This window comes from Pseudarthrobacter enclensis (assembly GCF_001457025.1).
GTDB classification, from domain to species: domain Bacteria; phylum Actinomycetota; class Actinomycetes; order Actinomycetales; family Micrococcaceae; genus Arthrobacter; species Arthrobacter enclensis.
The window spans coordinates 517,528-535,878 of record NZ_KQ758600.1 but is presented as its reverse complement, the minus strand read 5'-3'; the positions used below and the strand labels follow the sequence as shown (position 1 = coordinate 535,878).

General features: G+C 67.4%; 15 protein-coding genes. 11 read left to right on the top strand and 4 right to left on the bottom strand.

The window, feature by feature from the left end; genetic code table 11:
* Position 1: 1 nt before the first annotated feature.
* The 9 genes from carA (at position 2) to AS031_RS07005 (ending at position 11,632) form a co-directional block, all read left to right on the top strand.
* Entirely contained in the window at positions 2-1,270 is a 1,269-nt protein-coding gene (gene carA, locus AS031_RS07045; protein ID WP_176716517.1) for a glutamine-hydrolyzing carbamoyl-phosphate synthase small subunit, read from the top strand.
* Positions 1,270-4,584 (top strand): carbamoyl-phosphate synthase large subunit, encoded by a 3,315-nt coding sequence (gene carB / locus AS031_RS07040; RefSeq protein WP_058267407.1) that lies wholly within the window; start codon positions 1,270-1,272, stop codon positions 4,582-4,584. The genes carA and carB overlap by 1 nt, the downstream gene beginning before the upstream one ends.
* A complete protein-coding gene (pyrF, locus tag AS031_RS07035; protein ID WP_058267406.1) occupies positions 4,577-5,434 on the top strand; it encodes an orotidine-5'-phosphate decarboxylase in 858 nt (285 codons plus the stop codon). The genes carB and pyrF overlap by 8 nt, the downstream gene beginning before the upstream one ends.
* 114 nt (positions 5,435-5,548) lie before the next feature.
* Complete coding sequence (mihF, locus tag AS031_RS07030) at positions 5,549-5,866, top strand: integration host factor, actinobacterial type (RefSeq protein ID WP_176716516.1); 318 nt, start codon at positions 5,549-5,551, stop codon at positions 5,864-5,866.
* A gap of 61 nt (positions 5,867-5,927) precedes the next feature.
* Positions 5,928-6,521 (top strand): guanylate kinase, encoded by a 594-nt coding sequence (gmk, locus tag AS031_RS07025; protein WP_058267404.1) that lies wholly within the window; start codon positions 5,928-5,930, stop codon positions 6,519-6,521.
* A 15-nt stretch (positions 6,522-6,536) separates the two neighbouring features.
* Entirely contained in the window at positions 6,537-6,797 is a 261-nt protein-coding gene (gene rpoZ / locus AS031_RS07020; RefSeq protein WP_003800778.1) for a DNA-directed RNA polymerase subunit omega, read from the top strand.
* Between the two features lie 33 nt (positions 6,798-6,830).
* Complete coding sequence (gene coaBC, locus AS031_RS07015; RefSeq protein ID WP_058267403.1) at positions 6,831-8,072, top strand: bifunctional phosphopantothenoylcysteine decarboxylase/phosphopantothenate--cysteine ligase CoaBC; 1,242 nt, start codon at positions 6,831-6,833, stop codon at positions 8,070-8,072.
* A gap of 87 nt (positions 8,073-8,159) precedes the next feature.
* Positions 8,160-9,395 (top strand): methionine adenosyltransferase, encoded by a 1,236-nt coding sequence (gene metK / locus AS031_RS07010; RefSeq protein ID WP_058267402.1) that lies wholly within the window; start codon positions 8,160-8,162, stop codon positions 9,393-9,395.
* A gap of 116 nt (positions 9,396-9,511) precedes the next feature.
* Positions 9,512-11,632 carry a primosomal protein N' gene (locus AS031_RS07005; RefSeq protein ID WP_058267401.1) on the top strand — a complete coding sequence of 707 codons (2,121 nt, stop codon included), beginning with the start codon at positions 9,512-9,514 and terminating at the stop codon, positions 11,630-11,632.
* A gap of 33 nt (positions 11,633-11,665) precedes the next feature.
* Here the strand turns inward: AS031_RS07005 and AS031_RS07000 are convergent, their stop codons facing one another.
* The 4 genes from AS031_RS07000 to AS031_RS06985 are packed head-to-tail and all read right to left on the bottom strand — an operon-like array spanning position 11,666 to position 15,543.
* On the bottom strand, positions 11,666-12,745 hold the full coding sequence (locus AS031_RS07000; RefSeq protein WP_058267400.1) for a glycosyltransferase family 4 protein: 1,080 nt from the start codon (positions 12,743-12,745) through the stop codon (positions 11,666-11,668).
* The gene (locus AS031_RS06995) at positions 12,742-13,671 is read right to left on the bottom strand and encodes an alpha/beta fold hydrolase (RefSeq protein WP_058267399.1); all 930 of its coding nucleotides are present in this window, start codon (positions 13,669-13,671) and stop codon (positions 12,742-12,744) included. The genes AS031_RS07000 and AS031_RS06995 overlap by 4 nt, the downstream gene beginning before the upstream one ends.
* Before the next feature lie 8 nt (positions 13,672-13,679).
* Entirely contained in the window at positions 13,680-14,558 is an 879-nt protein-coding gene (locus AS031_RS06990; RefSeq protein ID WP_058267398.1) for an aldo/keto reductase, read from the bottom strand.
* Positions 14,559-14,568: 10 nt separating this feature from the next.
* Complete coding sequence (locus AS031_RS06985; protein WP_058267397.1) at positions 14,569-15,543, bottom strand: sugar-binding transcriptional regulator; 975 nt, start codon at positions 15,541-15,543, stop codon at positions 14,569-14,571.
* Between the two features lie 128 nt (positions 15,544-15,671).
* Between AS031_RS06985 and AS031_RS06980 the strand changes: the two genes are divergently transcribed.
* Entirely contained in the window at positions 15,672-17,492 is a 1,821-nt protein-coding gene (locus tag AS031_RS06980; RefSeq protein WP_058267396.1) for a glycerol-3-phosphate dehydrogenase/oxidase, read from the top strand.
* 90 nt (positions 17,493-17,582) lie between these two features.
* Positions 17,583-18,332 (top strand): MIP/aquaporin family protein, encoded by a 750-nt coding sequence (locus AS031_RS06975; RefSeq protein WP_058267395.1) that lies wholly within the window; start codon positions 17,583-17,585, stop codon positions 18,330-18,332.
* Positions 18,333-18,351: the final 19 nt, after the last annotated feature.

Genomic DNA, 18,351 nt, shown 5'->3' with positions numbered 1-18,351 from the left:
AGTGACAGCAACCACCTCCGCTCAGTCGGCGCCAGCCGCGCTTGTCCTCGAAGACGGACGCATCTTCCGCGGCACCAGCTACGGCGCCACGGGAACAGCCCTCGGCGAGGCTGTCTTCGCCACCGGCATGACCGGCTACCAGGAGACCATCACGGACCCCTCCTACGCCCGCCAGCTCGTGGTCCAGACCGCCCCGCATATCGGCAACACCGGCGTCAACAGCGAAGACGCCGAATCCCGCCGCATCTGGGTGGCCGGCTACATCGTCCGCGACGCCGCCCGCCGGCCCTCCAACTGGCGCTCCGAGCGCTCCCTTGACGAGGAACTGGCCGAACAGGGCATCGTGGGTATCCAGGGCGTGGACACCCGCGCCATCACCCGGCACCTGCGCGAACACAAGACCATGCGCGCCGGCATCTTCTCCGGCGACGCCGCCCGGGGAACCGACAAGGAACTGCTCGACGCCGTCCTGGCCAGCGCCCCCATGGAAGGCTCCCGCCTCGCCGAGGAAGTCAGTGTGGATGAAGCCTACGTGGTGGAACCCAAGGACCACGGCTGGGACGGGGAACCGCGCTTCAGCATCGCCGCGATCGACCTCGGCATCAAAGCCATGACCCCCGTCCGGTTCGCCGAACGCGGCGTTCGCGTGCACGTGCTGCCGGCCACTGCCACCCTCGAGGACGTCAAAGCCGTCAACCCTGACGGCTTCTTCATGTCCAACGGCCCCGGCGACCCCGCCACCGCCGACACCCAGGTCAAGCTGTTGCGCTCCGTCCTGGACGAAAAGCTGCCGTACTTCGGCATCTGCTTCGGCAACCAGATCCTGGGCCGGGCCCTGGGCTTTGGCACCTACAAACTCCGCTACGGCCACCGCGGCATCAACCAGCCGGTCATGGACCGCCGCACCGGCAAGGTGGAGATCACCTCCCAGAACCACGGCTTCGCCGTGGACGCCCCGCTTGAGGGTGCCACCCAGGCTCCGGAGTCCCGGTACGGCCGCGTCGAGGTCAGCCACGTCAGCCTGAACGACGACGTCGTGGAAGGCCTCGCCTGCCTCGACATTCCGGCATTCTCCGTCCAGTACCACCCGGAAGCTGCGGCCGGCCCGCACGATGCCGCCTACCTGTTCGACCGTTTCATCGACCTGATGGAAGGCACCCGGGACGGGAAGAACGCCAACGAGTCCAAGGATTCCGTGGACTCAGCACACCCCGTTGAGGGCGCCGACGCGCCGAAGAACTCCGACACCAAGACTGAGGACAAGAAGTAATGCCCAAGAGAACTGACCTGAAGAGCGTCCTGGTCATCGGTTCCGGCCCGATCGTCATCGGCCAGGCCGCCGAATTCGACTACTCCGGCACCCAGGCGCTGCGCGTCCTCAAGGAGGAAGGCCTGCGCGTCATCCTCGTGAACTCCAACCCGGCCACCATCATGACCGACCCCGAGTTCGCCGACGCCACGTACATTGAGCCCATCACCCCCGAGGTGGTGGAGAAGATCATCGCCAAGGAACGCCCCGACGCCGTGCTGCCCACCCTGGGCGGCCAGACCGCGCTGAACACTGCCATCGCGCTGGACAAGAACGGCGTGCTCGAGAAGTACAACGTCGAACTGATCGGCGCCAACATTGCCGCCATCGAACTGGGCGAGGACCGCGAGAAGTTCAAGGGCGTGGTGGAACGCTGCGGCGCCGAATCCGCCCGCAGCCACATCATCCACACCATGGACGAGGCCCTCACCGCCGCCGGCGACCTCGGATACCCCATGGTGGTCCGGCCCTCCTTCACCATGGGCGGCCTGGGCTCCGGCCTGGCCTACAACGAGGAAGACCTGCGCCGCATCGTCGGCCAGGGCCTGCAGTACAGCCCCACCAGCGAGGTCCTGCTCGAAGAGAGCATCCTGGGCTGGAAGGAATACGAGCTCGAAATGATGCGGGACAAGAACGACAACGTGGTTGTCGTCTGCTCCATCGAGAACTTCGACCCCGTGGGCGTGCACACCGGCGACTCCATCACCGTCGCACCGGCCCTGACCCTGACCGACCGTGAGTACCAGAAGCTGCGCGACGTGGCCATCGCCGTGATCCGCGAAGTCGGCGTCGACACCGGCGGCTGCAACATCCAGTTCGCCATCGACCCCAAGACCGGCCGCGTCGTGGTCATCGAGATGAACCCGCGTGTTTCCCGCTCCTCGGCGCTGGCGTCCAAGGCCACCGGCTTCGCCATCGCCAAGATCGCCACCAAGCTCTCGCTCGGCTACACCCTGGATGAAATCCCCAACGACATCACCCAGAAGACCCCCGCCTCCTTCGAGCCGACCCTCGACTACGTCGTGGTCAAGGTGCCGCGGTTCGCCTTCGAGAAGTTCCCGGCAGCGGACAACACCCTGACCACCACCATGAAGTCGGTGGGCGAGGCCATGGCCATGGGCCGGAACTTCACCGAGGCGCTCCAGAAGGCCCTGCGCTCCCTCGAGCAGAAGGGCTCGCAGCTGGACTTCAGCTCCGTTCCCGAATACGAGGTCGCTGAGCTGATCGAGAAGGCCAAGCGCCCCACCACGGACCGCCTCTACCAGGTCCAGCGGGCCCTGCTGGGCGGCGCCACCGTGGAGCAGCTCTTCGACGCCACCAAGATCGACCCCTGGTTCCTGGACCAGCTGGAACTCCTCAACGAAGTGTCCCGCGAAATCCGCCAGGCCGGGTCCCTCACCAAGGAGATGCTGCAGCGCGCCAAGCGCCACGGCTTCTCCGACGAACAGATCGGCGCCCTGACGCACAACTCCGAGGCAGTGGTCCGCGGTGTCCGCCAGGCACTCGGAATCCGGCCGGTATACAAGACCGTGGACACCTGCGCCGCGGAGTTCGCCGCCTACACCCCGTACCACTACTCGGCGTACGACGAGGAGGACGAGGTGGCGCTGCACTCCAAGCCCTCCATCCTCATCCTCGGTTCCGGCCCGAACCGGATCGGCCAGGGCATCGAGTTCGACTACTCCTGCGTCCACGCCTCGATGGCCTTGCGCAAAGCCGGCTACGAGACGGTCATGGTCAACTGCAACCCGGAAACGGTGTCCACCGACTACGACATTTCCACCCGCCTGTACTTCGAGCCGCTCACGCTTGAGGACGTCCTGGAGGTCATCGCGGCCGAGGAACGCACCGGCGGCGTGATGGGCGTGTTCGTGCAGCTTGGCGGCCAGACCCCGCTGAAGCTCGCCCAGCAGCTGGCCGACGCCGGGGTGCCCATCCTCGGCACCTCCCCGGAGGCGATCGACCTCGCCGAGCACCGCGGCGCGTTCTCCCGCGTGCTGGACAAGGCCGGCCTGGTCTCCCCGAAGAACGGCACCGCGGTGTCCTTCGAGGACGCCAAGAAGATCGCGGACGAAATCGGCTACCCCGTCCTGGTCCGCCCGTCCTACGTCCTGGGCGGCCGCGGCATGGAAATCGTCTACGACGAGCCCAACCTGTCCCGCTACATCGCCAACGCCACGGAGATCACCCCGGACCACCCCGTCCTGATCGACCGGTTCCTTGAGGACGCCGTGGAAATCGACGTCGACGCCCTCTTTGACGGCACCGACATGTACCTGGGCGGCATCATGGAGCACATCGAGGAAGCCGGCATCCACTCCGGCGACTCCGCCTGTGTCCTGCCGCCGATCACCCTGGGGAGCAACGTCGTCGAACGCGTCCGGACCGCAACCCGCGCCATCGCTGAAGGCGTCGGCGTGCGCGGCCTGATCAACATCCAGTTCGCCCTGGCCTCGGACGTCCTGTACGTCCTGGAAGCGAACCCGCGGGCCTCCCGCACCGTGCCGTTCGTGTCGAAGGCCACCGGCGTGCAGATGGCCAAGGCCGCCGCCCTGATCGGTACCGGCGTCACCATCAACCAGCTCCGCACCGCCTACAAGATGCTGCCCGAGGTTGGTGACGGCTCCACCCTTCCGCTGGACGCCCCGGTTGCCGTGAAGGAAGCCGTGCTGCCCTTCAGCCGGTTCCGCACCCTCGAAGGCAAGGTCGTCGATTCGCTGCTCGGACCGGAAATGCGCTCCACCGGCGAGGTCATGGGCATCGACAAGCACTTCGACACCGCCTTCGCCAAGAGCCAGGCCGGCGCCAACAACGCCCTGCCCACCGAGGGCAAGGTGTTCGTCTCCGTGGCCAACCGGGACAAGCGCTCGGTGATCATGGGCGTCAAGCGGCTCTCGGACCTCGGCTTCGAGATCGTCTCCACGGGCGGAACGGCGGACGTCCTGCGTCGCAACGGCATCGCCGCCACGCCCGTCCGCAAGGTTGCCGAGGGCAGCAGCGCCGAAGGCGAAGGCACCATCGCCGACCTCGTGGTTGCCGGTGACATCGACATGGTGTTCAACACCCCCTCCGGCGGCGAAGCCCGCAGCGACGGGTACGAACTCCGCGCCGCCGCCACATCGATCGGCATCCCCTGCATCACCACGGTCGCGGAGTTCAACGCCGCGGTCCAGGCCATAGAAGCCATGCGCACCTACGAATGGTCGGTCACCAGCCTGCAGGAACACGCCGCCGCGCTGGGCGAATCGCAGAAGGCAGCCCTGCAGAATGCCTGATCACGCAACCACCGCCCGCCGGGAGCCGTTCGGCTCCCGGCTTGCGGCGGCCATGACCGCCCGCGGCCCGCTGTGCGTGGGCATCGACCCGCACCCCGCGCTGCTGAAGGGCTGGGGACTGGACGACGACGCCGCAGGGCTCCGGCGGTTTTCGCTGACGGCGCTGGAGGCGGTCAGCCAGCTCGCTGCCGCGGTCAAGCCGCAGGTGGCGCTTTACGAGCGCCACGGCTCGGCGGGCATGGCCGTCCTCGAGGAGGTCCTGGCCGAGGCCCGCGACCAGAAGGTCCTGACCATCGCGGACGCCAAACGCGGCGACATCGGCTCCACCATGGCCGCCTATGCCGATGCATGGCTTCGTGACGGATCGCCCCTGGCCGCCGATTCGGTAACTCTCAGCCCGTACCTGGGATTTGAGTCGCTGCGCCCTGCCCTGGACCTGGCGGCGGAAACCGGCCGCGGCGTGTTCGTACTGGCCCTCACCTCCAACCCCGAGGGCGCCTCCGTACAGCACGCCGGAGGCTCGGACTCCGTGGCGCGGCGGATCACCACCGCCGCCGCTGCCGAGAATGACCGCTACGAGGGCAGCCTCGGCTCGGTGGGCCTGGTGGTGGGAGCCACCGTCGGAAACGCCCTGGACGACCTCGGGCTGGACCTCGCTGCCGTCCGCGGCCCCATCCTCGCCCCGGGCCTGGGTGCCCAGGGCGCCACGGGAGCGGACCTGTTGGCCACCTTCGGCGCGGCCTACCCGCTGGTCCTGGGCACGTCCAGCCGCGACATCCTCGCTGCCGGACCGGAGTCCGTCCGTTTGCGGGATGCTGCCCTGCGGACCCTCGAGGGCCTGCGCGGATAATAGTTTTCCCTTTCGCCCCATCCATTGATTCGCGCAGCACCAGAGGGTAGTTTCAGGAAAGGTCCAAGGGCGGCCGCCCTTGGATAACTTCCGCCGATTCCGGGGGTGTGCGTCATGGTGCTGCGACCGTTGTCAGCGACTGAACGGGCTGAGGCCCTGAACAAGGCAGCGGCCGCGAGGTCCGCCAGGGCGGAAGCCAAGGAAAGCCTCAAAACAGGGAAGAGATCCGCGGCGGACATCATCGAATCGGCAGCCAAGGATGATGCCTTGGCAAGGATGCGGGTTTCCGAGCTCCTGGAAGCGCTGCCCGGCATCGGCAAGGTCCGCGCCGCAGCCATCATGGAGCAACTGGGTATCGCCGCCTCACGCCGGGTGCGCGGCCTGGGAATCCACCAGCGCCGTGCGCTGGTAGATTTTATAGACGAACACTAGGGCTGCCCACCAGCGGGCCGCGCACGCCCGAACCCCCATACCAACCCCGGCAAAGGAATACGTGAGCAAGAAACCCGGACTGACAGTCCTCGCAGGTCCGACGGCTGTTGGCAAAGGCACCGTATCCACCTACATCCGCGACAACTATCCCGAGGTCTGGCTTTCCGTCTCAGCCACCACCCGTGCCCCCCGCCCCGGGGAAGTGGACGGCGTCCACTACTTCTTCAAAACCACAGAAGAGTTCGAACAGCTGATCGCCGACGGGGAACTCCTCGAGTGGGCAGTGGTGCACGGGCAGAACACCTACGGCACCCTGAAGAGCACGGTGAACCAGGCCATCGCCGAGGGACGGTCCGTGCTCCTCGAAATAGACCTCCAGGGGGCGCGCCAGGTCAAGGCCGCCGTTCCGGACGCGCAGTTCGTGTTCCTGGCACCGCCAACCTGGGACGAAATGGTGCGCCGGCTGGTGGGCCGCGGCACCGAAACCCCTGAGGAACAGCAGCGCCGGCTGGAAACCGCTAAACTGGAACTTGCTGCTGAACCGGAGTTCGACCATACCGTCATCAATGACGACGTCCGCCGGGCAGCGGACGAGCTTGTTTCACTCATGGGGCTGACCCCTCATGCACACCTGCAGGAACCGTCAGCCCGCTAGAAATTTGGAGAATTCGTGTCCACGAACCTTGAAGGCATCATCAACCCGCCGATCGATTCGCTGCTTGAGGCTGCCGATTCCAAGTACGGCCTGGTGATCTTCGGTGCCAAGCGTGCTCGTCAGATCAACGCCTACTACGCGCAGCTGCACGAGGGACTCTTCGAGTACGTCGGCCCGCTGGTAGACACCAAGCTGAACGAGAAGTCGCTGTCCATCGCCCTGCGCGAGATCAACGAAGGCAAGCTGGTCTCCACGCCCATCGAAGCAGCAGAGTAATCTGCCGCATGACGTGCTGCTGACGGAGGTCACGTGCGCATAGTCCTCGGAGTCGGGGGAGGGATCGCCGCCTACAAGGTGGCATCGCTCCTCCGGCTTTTTACTGAAGCCGGCCATCACGTCACGGTGATTCCCACGGAGGCTGCCACCCGCTTCGTCGGGACCGCCACCTGGGAGGCGCTGTCCGGAAACCCGGTCAGCAACAGCGTCTTCGACGACGTCCACCAGGTCAACCACGTCCGGCTCGGACACGAGGCCGACCTGGTGGTCATCGCCCCTGCCACGGCCGACCTCCTGGCCAAAGCGGCCACCGGCCAGGCCGGTGACCTCCTCACCAACACGCTGCTGATGGCGCACGGGCCGGTCCTCTTCGCCCCGGCCATGCACACCGAAATGTGGCAGCACCCCGCCACCCAGGCCAATGTCGAAACTCTCCGGAGCAGGGGAGCGGCGGTGCTCGAGCCCGCATCCGGCCGGCTCACGGGAGCAGACTCCGGGCCCGGACGGCTCCCCGAACCGGAAGCCATCTACGACGCCGCCATGGCCCTGGTCCAGGGGCAGGGTGACTACCAGTTGCCGCTGGCCGGCAGGACGGTCACCATCAGCGCCGGCGGCACCCGCGAACCCCTGGACCCCGTCCGGTTCCTCGGCAACCGCTCGTCCGGGAAGCAGGGCGTCGCCCTCGCCCTGGCCGCCCGCGACGCCGGCGCCACCGTGCGGCTGCTCGCTGCCCACATGGAGGTTCCCCCGCCGGCGGGCGTGGAGGTGGTCCGCGTCGAAACCGCCCTGCAGCTGCGCGAGGCTGCCCTGGCTGCGGCCGCGGACTCCGATGTCGTCATCATGTCTGCTGCAGTCGCCGATTTCCGCCCTGCGGAGGTTTCGGACACCAAGATCAAGAAGCGCGACGACTCCGCCGACCCCGTCATCACCCTGGTCCGCAACCCGGACATCCTGCACGAACTGGTGGAACGCCGAAACGCGGGCGACGCAGGACCGGCTTCCCAGCTCATTGTGGGATTCGCCGCCGAAACCGGCGACAGCGACGGTGACGTCCTCGCCTACGCCGAAGCGAAGCTCCGGCGCAAGGGCTGCGACCTGCTGGTGGTCAACCACGTCGGCACCGATAAGGTCTTCGGCCAGGACACCAATGCGGTAGTCATCCTTGCCCGCTCCGGCTCCGAACCGCAAGAGGCAGCCGGAAGCAAGGCAGACGTCTCGGCGGCCATCATCAATCGGATTAGCTACGAACTGAACCACGTCCTGCCGCGCGCCTGACGTGTTTATCGCCACGTTCGTTGAGCACCGTGACATCTCCCGGCCCCTGCTGGCAGCCGGGCGGAAACCAACCAGTAAGGTAGTTGAGTGACTTTACCGCTGCACCACCACCAGACCTCCGGGGCCACGCCCTCGTCCCTCCGGCTCTTCACCTCCGAGTCCGTCACGGAAGGCCACCCGGACAAGATCTGCGACCAGATCAGCGACGCCATCCTGGATGCCCTGCTGGCCGCTGATCCCGAGTCCCGCGTAGCGGTCGAAACCATGGCCACCACCGGACTGGTGCACGTGGCCGGCGAAGTCACCACCGACGCCTACGTCGAAATTCCGCAGATCGTCCGCGAAACCATCCTGGGCATCGGCTACGACTCCTCCGCCAATGGTTTTGACGGCGCCCGCTGCGGCGTGTCCGTGTCCATCGGGCAGCAGTCCAATGACATCGCCGGGGGAGTCTTCAACTCCCTCGAGGCCCGCGAGGGCCGCCAGGAGGACGATTACGACCTCCAGGGCGCCGGCGACCAGGGCATCATGTTCGGCTACGCCAGCGACGAAACCCCGTCCTACATGCCGACGCCGATCTGGCTCGCCCACCGCCTGTCGGAGCGCCTCACGGAGGTCCGCAAGTCCGGCGAACTGGCGTACCTGCGCCCCGACGGCAAGACCCAGGTCACCGTGGGCTACGACCGTGACCGGCCGGTCTCCGTCGAAACCGTCGTGATCTCCAGCCAGCACGCTGAAGGCGCCAGCCTGGAGCAGCTCCGCGCCGACCTCGCCTCCGTGGTCATCAAGCCGGTGCTGGCAGCCGCCAACCTGGACGTGTCCCGCGCCGCGAACATCCTCAACCCTGCCGGCGAGTTCGTCATTGGCGGTCCCGTGGGTGACGCGGGCCTGACCGGCCGCAAAATCATCGTGGACACCTATGGCGGCATGGCCCGCCACGGCGGTGGCGCCTTCTCCGGCAAGGACCCTTCCAAGGTGGACCGTTCCGCCGCCTACGCCATGCGCTGGGTGGCCAAGAACGTCGTCGCAGCCGGGCTCGCCAAGCGCGCCGAAATCCAGATTGCCTACGCCATCGGCCAGGCCCGCCCGGTCGGCACCTACGTGGAGACCTTCGGCACGGAAACCGTTGACCCGGCACAGATCAGTGCCGCCATTGCCGAGGTCTTCGACCTCCGGCCGCGCGCCATCATCGATGCGCTGGACCTCAAGCGCCCCATCTACGCGAAAACGGCCGCCCATGGCCACTTCGGCCGGGACGAGCCTGACTTCACCTGGGAACGCCTGGACCGCGTTGATGACCTGAAGGCCTACTTCAACGCCTAGGACGTTCCGCCGGGCAACCGCCGCCTGTTCCGGCGCGCCGGGAACAGCGTGAATGTCTGTGCCCCGTGGTGTGCTTGGCCTGTCCACCCGCAGACTGAACGGAGGTAGCCGCCACCATGGCTGACAACCCCGTCCAGTCGCAGCCGGGCCTTTCGGGCGATGTGAACGGCGCCGTCCAGCCCTCGCTCCTTCAGGGATTCCCGGCACCCGCGGCGCCGGCCGGCCCGGCACTGGCCACGCACCTTCCCGTGGCCCGGGTCCTGGTGGAGTCACCGCTGCCGCACCTCGACCGGCCCTTTGACTACGCCGTACCTGCAGGGATGGACAGCGACGCGCAGCCGGGTGTCCGGGTCAAGGTTTCCTTCAACGGCCAGCAGCTCAATGGTTTCCTGCTGGAGCGGATGGCATCGTCGGACGCCGGGCACACCCTGGTCCCGCTGGCCAAAACGGTCTCGCCCGTGCCGGTCCTGACTCCTGCCGTGTCCCGGCTGGCCAGCGCCGTGGCCGCCCGCTACGCCGGCACCGTCAGCGACGTCCTGCGCCTCGCCATACCCCCGCGCGTAGCCCGGCTCGACAAGGAATACGCCGCGGAACCAAAGTCCGGTTCCTCCCCGCCGCCGGAGGCCGCGAAGCCGGCGGCGGCTGGTCCGTGGGAGGACTACCGCAACGGTCCGGCGTTCCTCCGCCATCTTGCAGCGGGAGGAAACCCCCGGGCCGTGGTCAATTCCCTCCAAGGCTACGGTGAATCCGGGTGGCCGCAGCTGCTGGCCACCGCCGTCGCCGCCACCTACGCCTCCGGCAAGGGCGCGGTGGTGGTGGTCCCCGACTACCGCGACCTTGACCGGTTGGAGCAGGCGCTGCTGGCGCTGCTGCCGGAAGAAGCGGTGGCCAGGCTCACCGCGGACGACGGCCCCACTCCCAGGTACCGGAACTTCCTGCGGCTCCTGGCCGGCAGCGCCCGGATTGCCATCGGCACCCGCTCTGCGGCCTTCGCACCCGTCAGCAACCTTGGACTCGTGGCCTGCTGGGACGACGGCGACGACCTCCACATCGACCAGCGCGCCCCGTACGCCCACACCCGCGAAGTCCTCCTCCTTCGCGCCGGGCAGGAGGATTGCGCCTGCCTCCTGGCCGGGCACACCCGCAGCACGGAAGCCCAGCGGCTCGTGGAAGCGGGGTGGGCGCAGCCGGTGGAGACTGACCGGAACGTCGTGAGGCGCACCGTCCCGCGGGTGGTCAATACCGCCGACAGTTTCGAGCAGGCGCGCGATCCCCTGGCAGGGATCGCGCGCCTGCCCGGTGCGGCCTGGCGTGCCGCCAAAGACGGACTCGAACGGGGACCGGTCCTGATCCAGGTGGCCCGGGCCGGATATGCACCCTCGCTGGTATGCGAAACCTGCCGTGAGCCCGCCCGCTGCGCCAAGTGCCAGGGACCACTGGCCGTGGGGGCCGGCAGTGCCATACCGCAGTGCCGCTGGTGCTCCACACCGTCGCAGGACTGGCAGTGCGCCCACTGCGGCGGCCGCCGGCTGCGCAAAGGGGCCACCGGAGTGTTGCGGACCGCCGAGGAACTGGGCAGGGCGTTCCCGGGAAAGACAGTCATTACGTCCTCCGGTGACCAGGTGAAGGCAGCGGTGGGCACCGGCAAAGCCCTGGTGGTGGCCACCGTGGGGGCGGAACCGGTGGCTGACGGCGGCTACGCTGCCGCGCTGCTCCTCGACGGTGATTCGCTCCTTCGCCGCGAGAGCCTCCGGGCCGGGGAAGATACGGTCCGGCGGTGGTTCAACGCCGCCGCCCTCGTGCGTCCGGCGTCGGACGGGGGAATGGCCGTCATCACGGCGGCGGATACCGCCGCCGTCGGAGCGTTGTTGCGCTGGGACCCTGCCGGCTACGCCCGGCGCGAATTGTCCCTCCGTGCGGAACTGCAGCTCCCGCCCGCTGTCCGGATCGCATCCGTCACCGGGCCGCGCGCCGCCGTCGAACATTACACCGGCGCCGTGACGGCGGAACTTGCCGCGTCGGGAATCCAACTGCGCGCAGCAGGTCCGGCGCCGGTGCTGCTGGCCGGTCCCGCGGCGGCAGGCAGGGCAGGGGAGGACGTCCGCACGCTGCTGTTCTTCCCCTACGGCCAGGCGGCCGCCGTCGTCCGCGTCCTGCGTGCCACCCGTGCGGCCCTTGCCGCCAAACGCCTGGTGGAACCGTTCCAGCTGCGCCTGGACGGAGTGGACGTCCTCTAGGAGGGCTGTCCGCAGCGGTTCCCGGCTCCGGGGCTAGCGGCGTCCCCGGCGGGCCATGATTCCGTGGGCCACTTCCACCAGTTGGCGTGCTGACTCATCCCAGGTGAACTCCGCGGCCCGGGAAACCGAACGCCGGGAGGTGTCCTGCCACCGGTCTTGGTCCTGGAGCCGGGACACGGCCTCGGAAAACTCCCTGGGAGACGCCGGATCCACGTAGGTGGCGGCATCCCCGCCCACCTCGCGGAAGATCGGAATGTCGCTGGCCACCACCGGCGTGCCCACGGACATGGCTTCGACGAGGGGCAGGCCGTATCCCTCGGCGCGGGAAAGGCTTACCAGCGCCGTGGCCCGGCGGAGGAGCGCATCGTATTCCTCATCGGTCACCCCGTTGTGGAACACCACTGACGCACCCTGGGGGACCAGCCGCTCCAGTTCGGCCCTGCGCTGCGGCGTGATCCGGCTCAACAGGTGGAGGGTGAAACCGGGCAGGTCAGCCATGCCGGCGAGCATGGTCTCGACGTTCTTGTACGGCATGAAGGAACCCATGTACACGATGGAAGGGTCAGCCCCGTCCCCGGCCCGGCGCGGTTCCTGCGCCGGTTTCGGGGCGTTTCCGATGATGCGGACGGGCCGCCGTGTCAGCCGGTACTTGGCGATCAGGGCTTCGGTGGTGCGGCTGATGGTGGCCACCGTGTCGGCGCGGTTGAGCAGCAGCCGCTGCGGCCAGTACGCCTTGTGGTAAAGCCGCCACAGCAGGCGGACCGGGGCTGGCAGGAAACCTGGCGGTTCCGGGTGCTCGTAGTAGATCAGGTCGTGGAGGGTCAGGACGAGGCCGTACTTGCGGCCCCAGGTCCCCATGGTCTGCATGGGGCACACCACCACGTCTGCCCCCAAGGCGTTGACCTTGCGCGCCACCAGCAGCTCCAGTGGTGACAGGGGGCTGTTGACCATCGTGTAGGGCACGTCCGGCAGGAGCGCAAGTTGCCGCTTGTCCGAGATCAGCATGCTGACGTCGGCGATTTTCGACGTCGCCGCAATGAGGCTCGCGCCGTAGCGGCTGATCCCGTCATGGTGGTCGGTGCGGGTGAACCGGGCGTCAATGACGATCTTCACGCGGGATGGTCCTTCAGGAAGGTGCGGATATGGCGGGCGGCAGGTTCCGGCGTCTCGTAGTGGATCAGGTGCCCGGCGCCGGGAATCACCTTGAGTTCGCCGTCCGGCAGGAGCCGCACGAGCTTGTGCTGGTCGGCGAGGGTGGCGATTTCGTCCTTTTCGCCGGCGACCAGCAGGACGGGAAGGTCCAACTGTCCCGCCACTTCACTGACATGGTGGCTGACGGAAGCGGTGAACGATTCGAGCAGGCTGTCCCTGTCGGCGAACGAACTGAAGTAAGCGTGGTGCTGGCCGTGGATGAAGGCCCGCAGTTCCCGGTCCCTCGTCTTGGCCATGGTTTCGCTCATGACCCGGACAATCAGGGGGTTGCGGAGCAAGGCCTGGCCGGCGCGGTCCGGAAGCTGAGCGGCCAGGCGGTAGTACAGGACCGCCAGCCGCGTCATCAGGCCCTTGGGCCCTTCGAGGGCGGGCGCGGCGATGGGATTGACCAGGACGAGCGGGTGCACGGCCGACCGGTGGCGGGCAACAAAGTGGGCGGCGACGATGGACCCGAACGAGTGCCCCAGCAGCACGGTGTCCGGGCCGAGGTCCAGGGCATGCATGAACGCGCTGATGAAGGCCCCGTAGCGCTCCACCGAGTGCGGGCCGGCAGCGAACGCTGCCGAACTGCCGAAGCCGGGCAGGTCCGGCATGATGATCCGCATCTCGGGAAGCTGGTCCGCCACGCGCAGCAGGCCGTGGTGGTCCCCGCGGAAGCCGTGGATGACGAGGATGGTCCGGGTGTCAGGCGTCGCCCGGACCGGCTCATACGTCCAGTAAGCCACGGTGCCGCCGTCCAGGGTAAGCGTTGCCGCGCTGCTGCGGGCGGCCAGGTCCGCGCTGACAAAGGCGGGCGCGCCGGGGGAGCCGGCGTTGGTTGTTTTCATCCGGAATCCTAGTTGACGTTGTCCGGGTGCGAACCGGTGCGGTGGCCACGGTCCAGCCCGGCCATGGCTTCCATGTCGCGGGGAGAGAGCTCGAAACCGAAGACGTCGAGGTTCTCCCTGATCCGCGCCTCCGTGCTGGCCTTGGGGATGGCAATATTGCCCAGCTGCATGTGCCAGCGCAGGATGATCTGGGCAGGGGTCCGCCGGTGTTCTGCAGCGCACGCCTGGACCACCGGGTCCGCCAGCACCTGGCCGCGCCCCAGCGGGCTCCACGCTTCGGTGCGGATTCCCAGTTCCGTATGCTTCCGCTGGAGCTCGTGCTGCTGCAGCCACGGATGCAGTTCAACCTGGTTGACGGCGGGCACTACTTCGGCCGTCTGCAGCAGCCGGTCCAGGTGGGCCGGCTGGAAGTTGCTGACGCCGATGGCGCGGACCCGGCCTTCTCGGTAGAGGGTTTCGAGGGCACGGTAGGTTTCGGGAAAGAGCCCCTTCCGCGGGCAGGGCCAATGGATCAGGTAAAGGTCCACGTAGTCCAGGCCGAGGCTGACCATGGAATCGTCGAAGGCACGCAGCGCGGCGTCGTAGCCGTGGTGGTCGTTCCACAGCTTCGTGGTGACAAAAATGTCCTGCCGGGACAGCGGCGGGGCGAACTCGCCGGAGCCGCCGGCAGCCGCCGGCGAGGAGCCGGATCCGATGTACGCGCTGATGCCGCGGGCCACGCCGGTTTCATTCCCATACATGGCTGCAGTATCGAAGTGCCGGTAGCCGGCGGCGATTGCTGCCTGCACCAGGCCGGCAGCGTCGGAAGGCGGAACCTTGTACAGCCCGTAGCCAAGCTGGTCGATCAGCACGCCGTTGTTCAGGCTCAGCCGCGGTGAGGTCTTCATATCCCCGACTCTACCCATTGCGGGAGGCGAGGCCTTCGAAATCCACCAGGCGGCGCGCGGTGGCCTCATCCAGGATCAGGTCGGTGGCGAGGCTGGCGGCGAGCGCACCGCGCAGCCCGTTGATCTTGGAGACGCCGGACACCACACAGATCCTCCGCCGCACCTCCCGCAGCTGGGCCAGTGCAGGCCCGGTGGAGCGCTCGTTCAGCGTGATGCCGTCGGAAGAGCCGTCCCCGCGGAAGAACACGGTGGCAACATCGCCCACCACGTCGGAGTTCGCCAGCGTGTTGAGGTCGTCCTCGTCCAGGTAGCCGCCGGCGTAGACATGGCTGGGATAGTCCGCATTGACGGATCCCACACCGAAGATGGCGATGCTCATCTTCGCCTGGAGTTCCAGGATGCGCTGCACGCTCCGTTCGTTCCACATGGCCGTCTTGGTGGCTGCGTGGTCGAAGAACGCGGGCACGGGAAACTGTTCCACGCGGGCGCCGTAGGCGCTGCCGAACCGGCGCATGATGTCACTGGCATACGTAATGCCGGTGGTGTGCATGTTTCCGGCGCCGTTCAGCTGCACCACCACACTGTCATGGGTGATCTTCCTGGTGAGGTGCCGGCTGACGGCGCTCAGGGTGGAGCCCCAGGCCACCCCGATGATGGCATTCGAATCCACCAGGGGCCCGATGGTCCGGGCAGCCTGCATGGCCACGCGGTCCAGGGTCTCTGCTTCGTTCAGTGTTTCCAGCACCGGGACCACATGGACGTCCACGCCGTACCGGAATCGGATCATGCCCTCAAGTTCAGGGCCTGTGTCCAACGGATTGCGGATCTGGACCTGCACCAGGCCTGATTCCCTGGCGGCAGAGAGAAGCCGGGAAACCGTGGACCGGGACGTCCGCAGTTCGCGGGCGATGGCGTCCATGGTGAGGTCCTGCAGGTAATACATTTGTGCAGCGCGGAGGGCGTCTGCGTGCCGTGAAGGAGCCAATATCGATCCGTTCTGCACGTTTGTGCATAGTGCTTGACTCCATTTTCCATTATTCCAAACAATGGTGGATAACGGCCCCGCATCCCACGGTGCGGCCGGACCATGCACGCAAGCCCCAGGGAGTCGTTTTGGGACCCAAGGATCCAACTGTCCAGCCATCAGCCACCACGCCCCGGCCAGGTACGGAGCGCAGTTCCGTCCACCACCTGCGGCTCCGTCCGCACGCGAAAGTGCTGGTGGTGGGAGGTGGCATCAACGGCGTCGGCACCTTCCGTGACCTTGCGCTGCAGGGTGTCGATGTTGCCCTGGTGGAACGCGGCGACTACTGCCAGGGAGCCAGCGGCGCCTCCTCGCACATGATCCACGGAGGCATCCGCTACCTCGAAAACGGCGAGTTCCGCCTGGTCCGCGAATCGGTGGTGGAACGCAACCGGCTGCTCAAGATCGCGCCGCACTACGTCAAGCCGCTGCAAACCACCATCCCCATCTTCAGCACCTTCTCCGGCATCCTCTCCGCGCCGCTGCGGTTCCTGACCCACAAGCAGCAGGGCAAGCCCAAGGAGCGCGGCGCTTTCCTCATCAAACTGGGACTGAGCCTCTACGATTCCTTCTCCCGCGACGGCGGAACGGTTCCGCGCCACCAGTTCCGCGGCCGGGACCGTGCGCTGGCCGAGCTGCCCGATCTCCGTCCCGACGTCAAATACGCGGCCACCTATTTTGACGCCTCCGTGCACAACCCCGAACGCCTCACCCTCGACGTCCTGCAGGACGGGGAGAAGGCGGGCCGGTCAAACAGCGCGGTCGCTGCCGGCCAGGGAAGCACCGCACGGGCCAGCAACTACGTGTCCCTGCAGTCCCTGGACAACCGGCCCAACCCGGGCACCGGAAAGGGCGCAACCGTGCGCCTGCGCGATGAGCTGACCGGCGAGGAGTTCGACTTCACCGCCGACGTCATCGTCAACACCACGGGGGCCTGGGTGGACCTCACCAACGAGGCCATGGGCACGGCGTCGTCGTTCATGGGCGGCACCAAGGGATCGCACATCGTCCTGGACCACCCGGAACTGCTCGCTGCCTGCCGCGGCCGGGAGATCTTCTTCGAGCACACGGACGGCCGGATTGTCCTCATCTACCCGATGGGGGACCGCGTGCTGGTCGGCACCACCGACGTCGATGCCGACATGTCCAGGGACGCCGTCTGCACCGACGAGGAAATCGCCTACTTCTTCGACCTGGTCGGCCACGTCTTCCCCAACATCGCCGTCAACCGGGACCAGATCGTCTACACCTTCTCCGGTGTGCGGCCCCTGCCCCGGCACGACGCCACCCAGCCCGGCTTCGTTTCCCGCGACTACCGCATCGAAAGCCGGCGCCCGGCACCCGGGGACGGCGGCGCCGTCGTCCTCAGCCTGGTGGGCGGCAAGTGGACCACGTTCCGCGCCCTGGCCGAACACCTCACCAACGACGTCCTGGCCGAAACCGGACAGGCCCGCAAGGTATCCACCGCCCAACTGCCCATTGGCGGCGGCGCCGGCTTCCCCGCGGACGAAGCCGGCATCCAGCAGTGGATCAAAGCCCACATGGGGGCGGGCAGGGACGCCGACCGCACCGCCGGCCTCCTGACCCGGTACGGCACCCGCGCCGAAGCGGTGATCAAGTACCTCGACGCCGGACAGGACCGGCCGCTGCGCTCCACCCGCGAGCTCAGCGTCCGCGAACTGGAGTTCATGGCGGCCAACGAACAGGTGGGCCACCTAGTGGATGTCCTCATCCGCCGCACCTCGCTGGCGTTCCGCGGACTGGTTACCGGCGAACTGTTGAACGAAGTCGCTGAAATCCTCGCCGTCCCGCTGCACTGGGACGCCGCTGCCCGCAGCGCCGAAATACGCCATGCGCAGGAGGTCCTGGAACGCCTGCACAGGGTGGAAACGCACAGCCTGGTCGCCTAGGCCGGGCTGCCTGCCGGGGCGGAAACCCCGCCCCGGCTTCACGGCCCTTCACCCGCGAAGGGCCAACAACAAAATACAGAGGAGTCAAAGATGTCTCTTGGAATTGTTTTCTTATCCGAAGTGTTCGGAACAGCGATGCTGACCCTGCTGGGCTGCGGCGTCGTTGCCAACGTGGCCCTGCGGGCAACGAAAGGCAACAGCGGCGGATTCCTCATGGTCACCTGGGGATGGGGTATCGCTGTCTTCGCGGGTGTCTTCGTCGCCGCCAAATCCGGCGCACACCTGAACCCTGCCGTTACCCTCGGTCTGCTGGTCAACGGCAAGGCCGAGTACGCGCCCGACGTACCCGTGGACGTGGCTTCCACGCTGACCTACTTCGCCGGTGAAATGGTCGGTGCCTTCGTCGGTGCCGTGGTCTGCTGGCTGGCCTACAAGCAGCACTTCGACAGCGAAGAAGCCGCCGCGAGCAAGCTCGGCGTCTTCTCCACCGGTCCCGCCATCCGCTCCACCCCCTGGAACCTGGTCACCGAAATCATCGGCACCTTCGTGCTCGTCTTCGTCATCCTGACCTTCGGCGGAACCCCCTCCGGCCTCGGGCCGCTGGCCGTTGCCCTCCTCGTCGTCGGCATCGGCGTTTCACTGGGCGGTCCCACGGGCTACGCCATCAACCCGGCCCGTGACCTCGGGCCCCGCATCGCCCACGCCCTGCTGCCCATCAAAGGCAAGGGTTCCAGCGACTGGGGCTACTCATGGATCCCGGTGGTTGGCCCACTGGTCGGCGGCGCCCTTGGCGGCATCGTAGCCAAGATCGCCCCCATCATCATCACCGCCGCAGCCTGAACCTCCCTCCACAACCCAC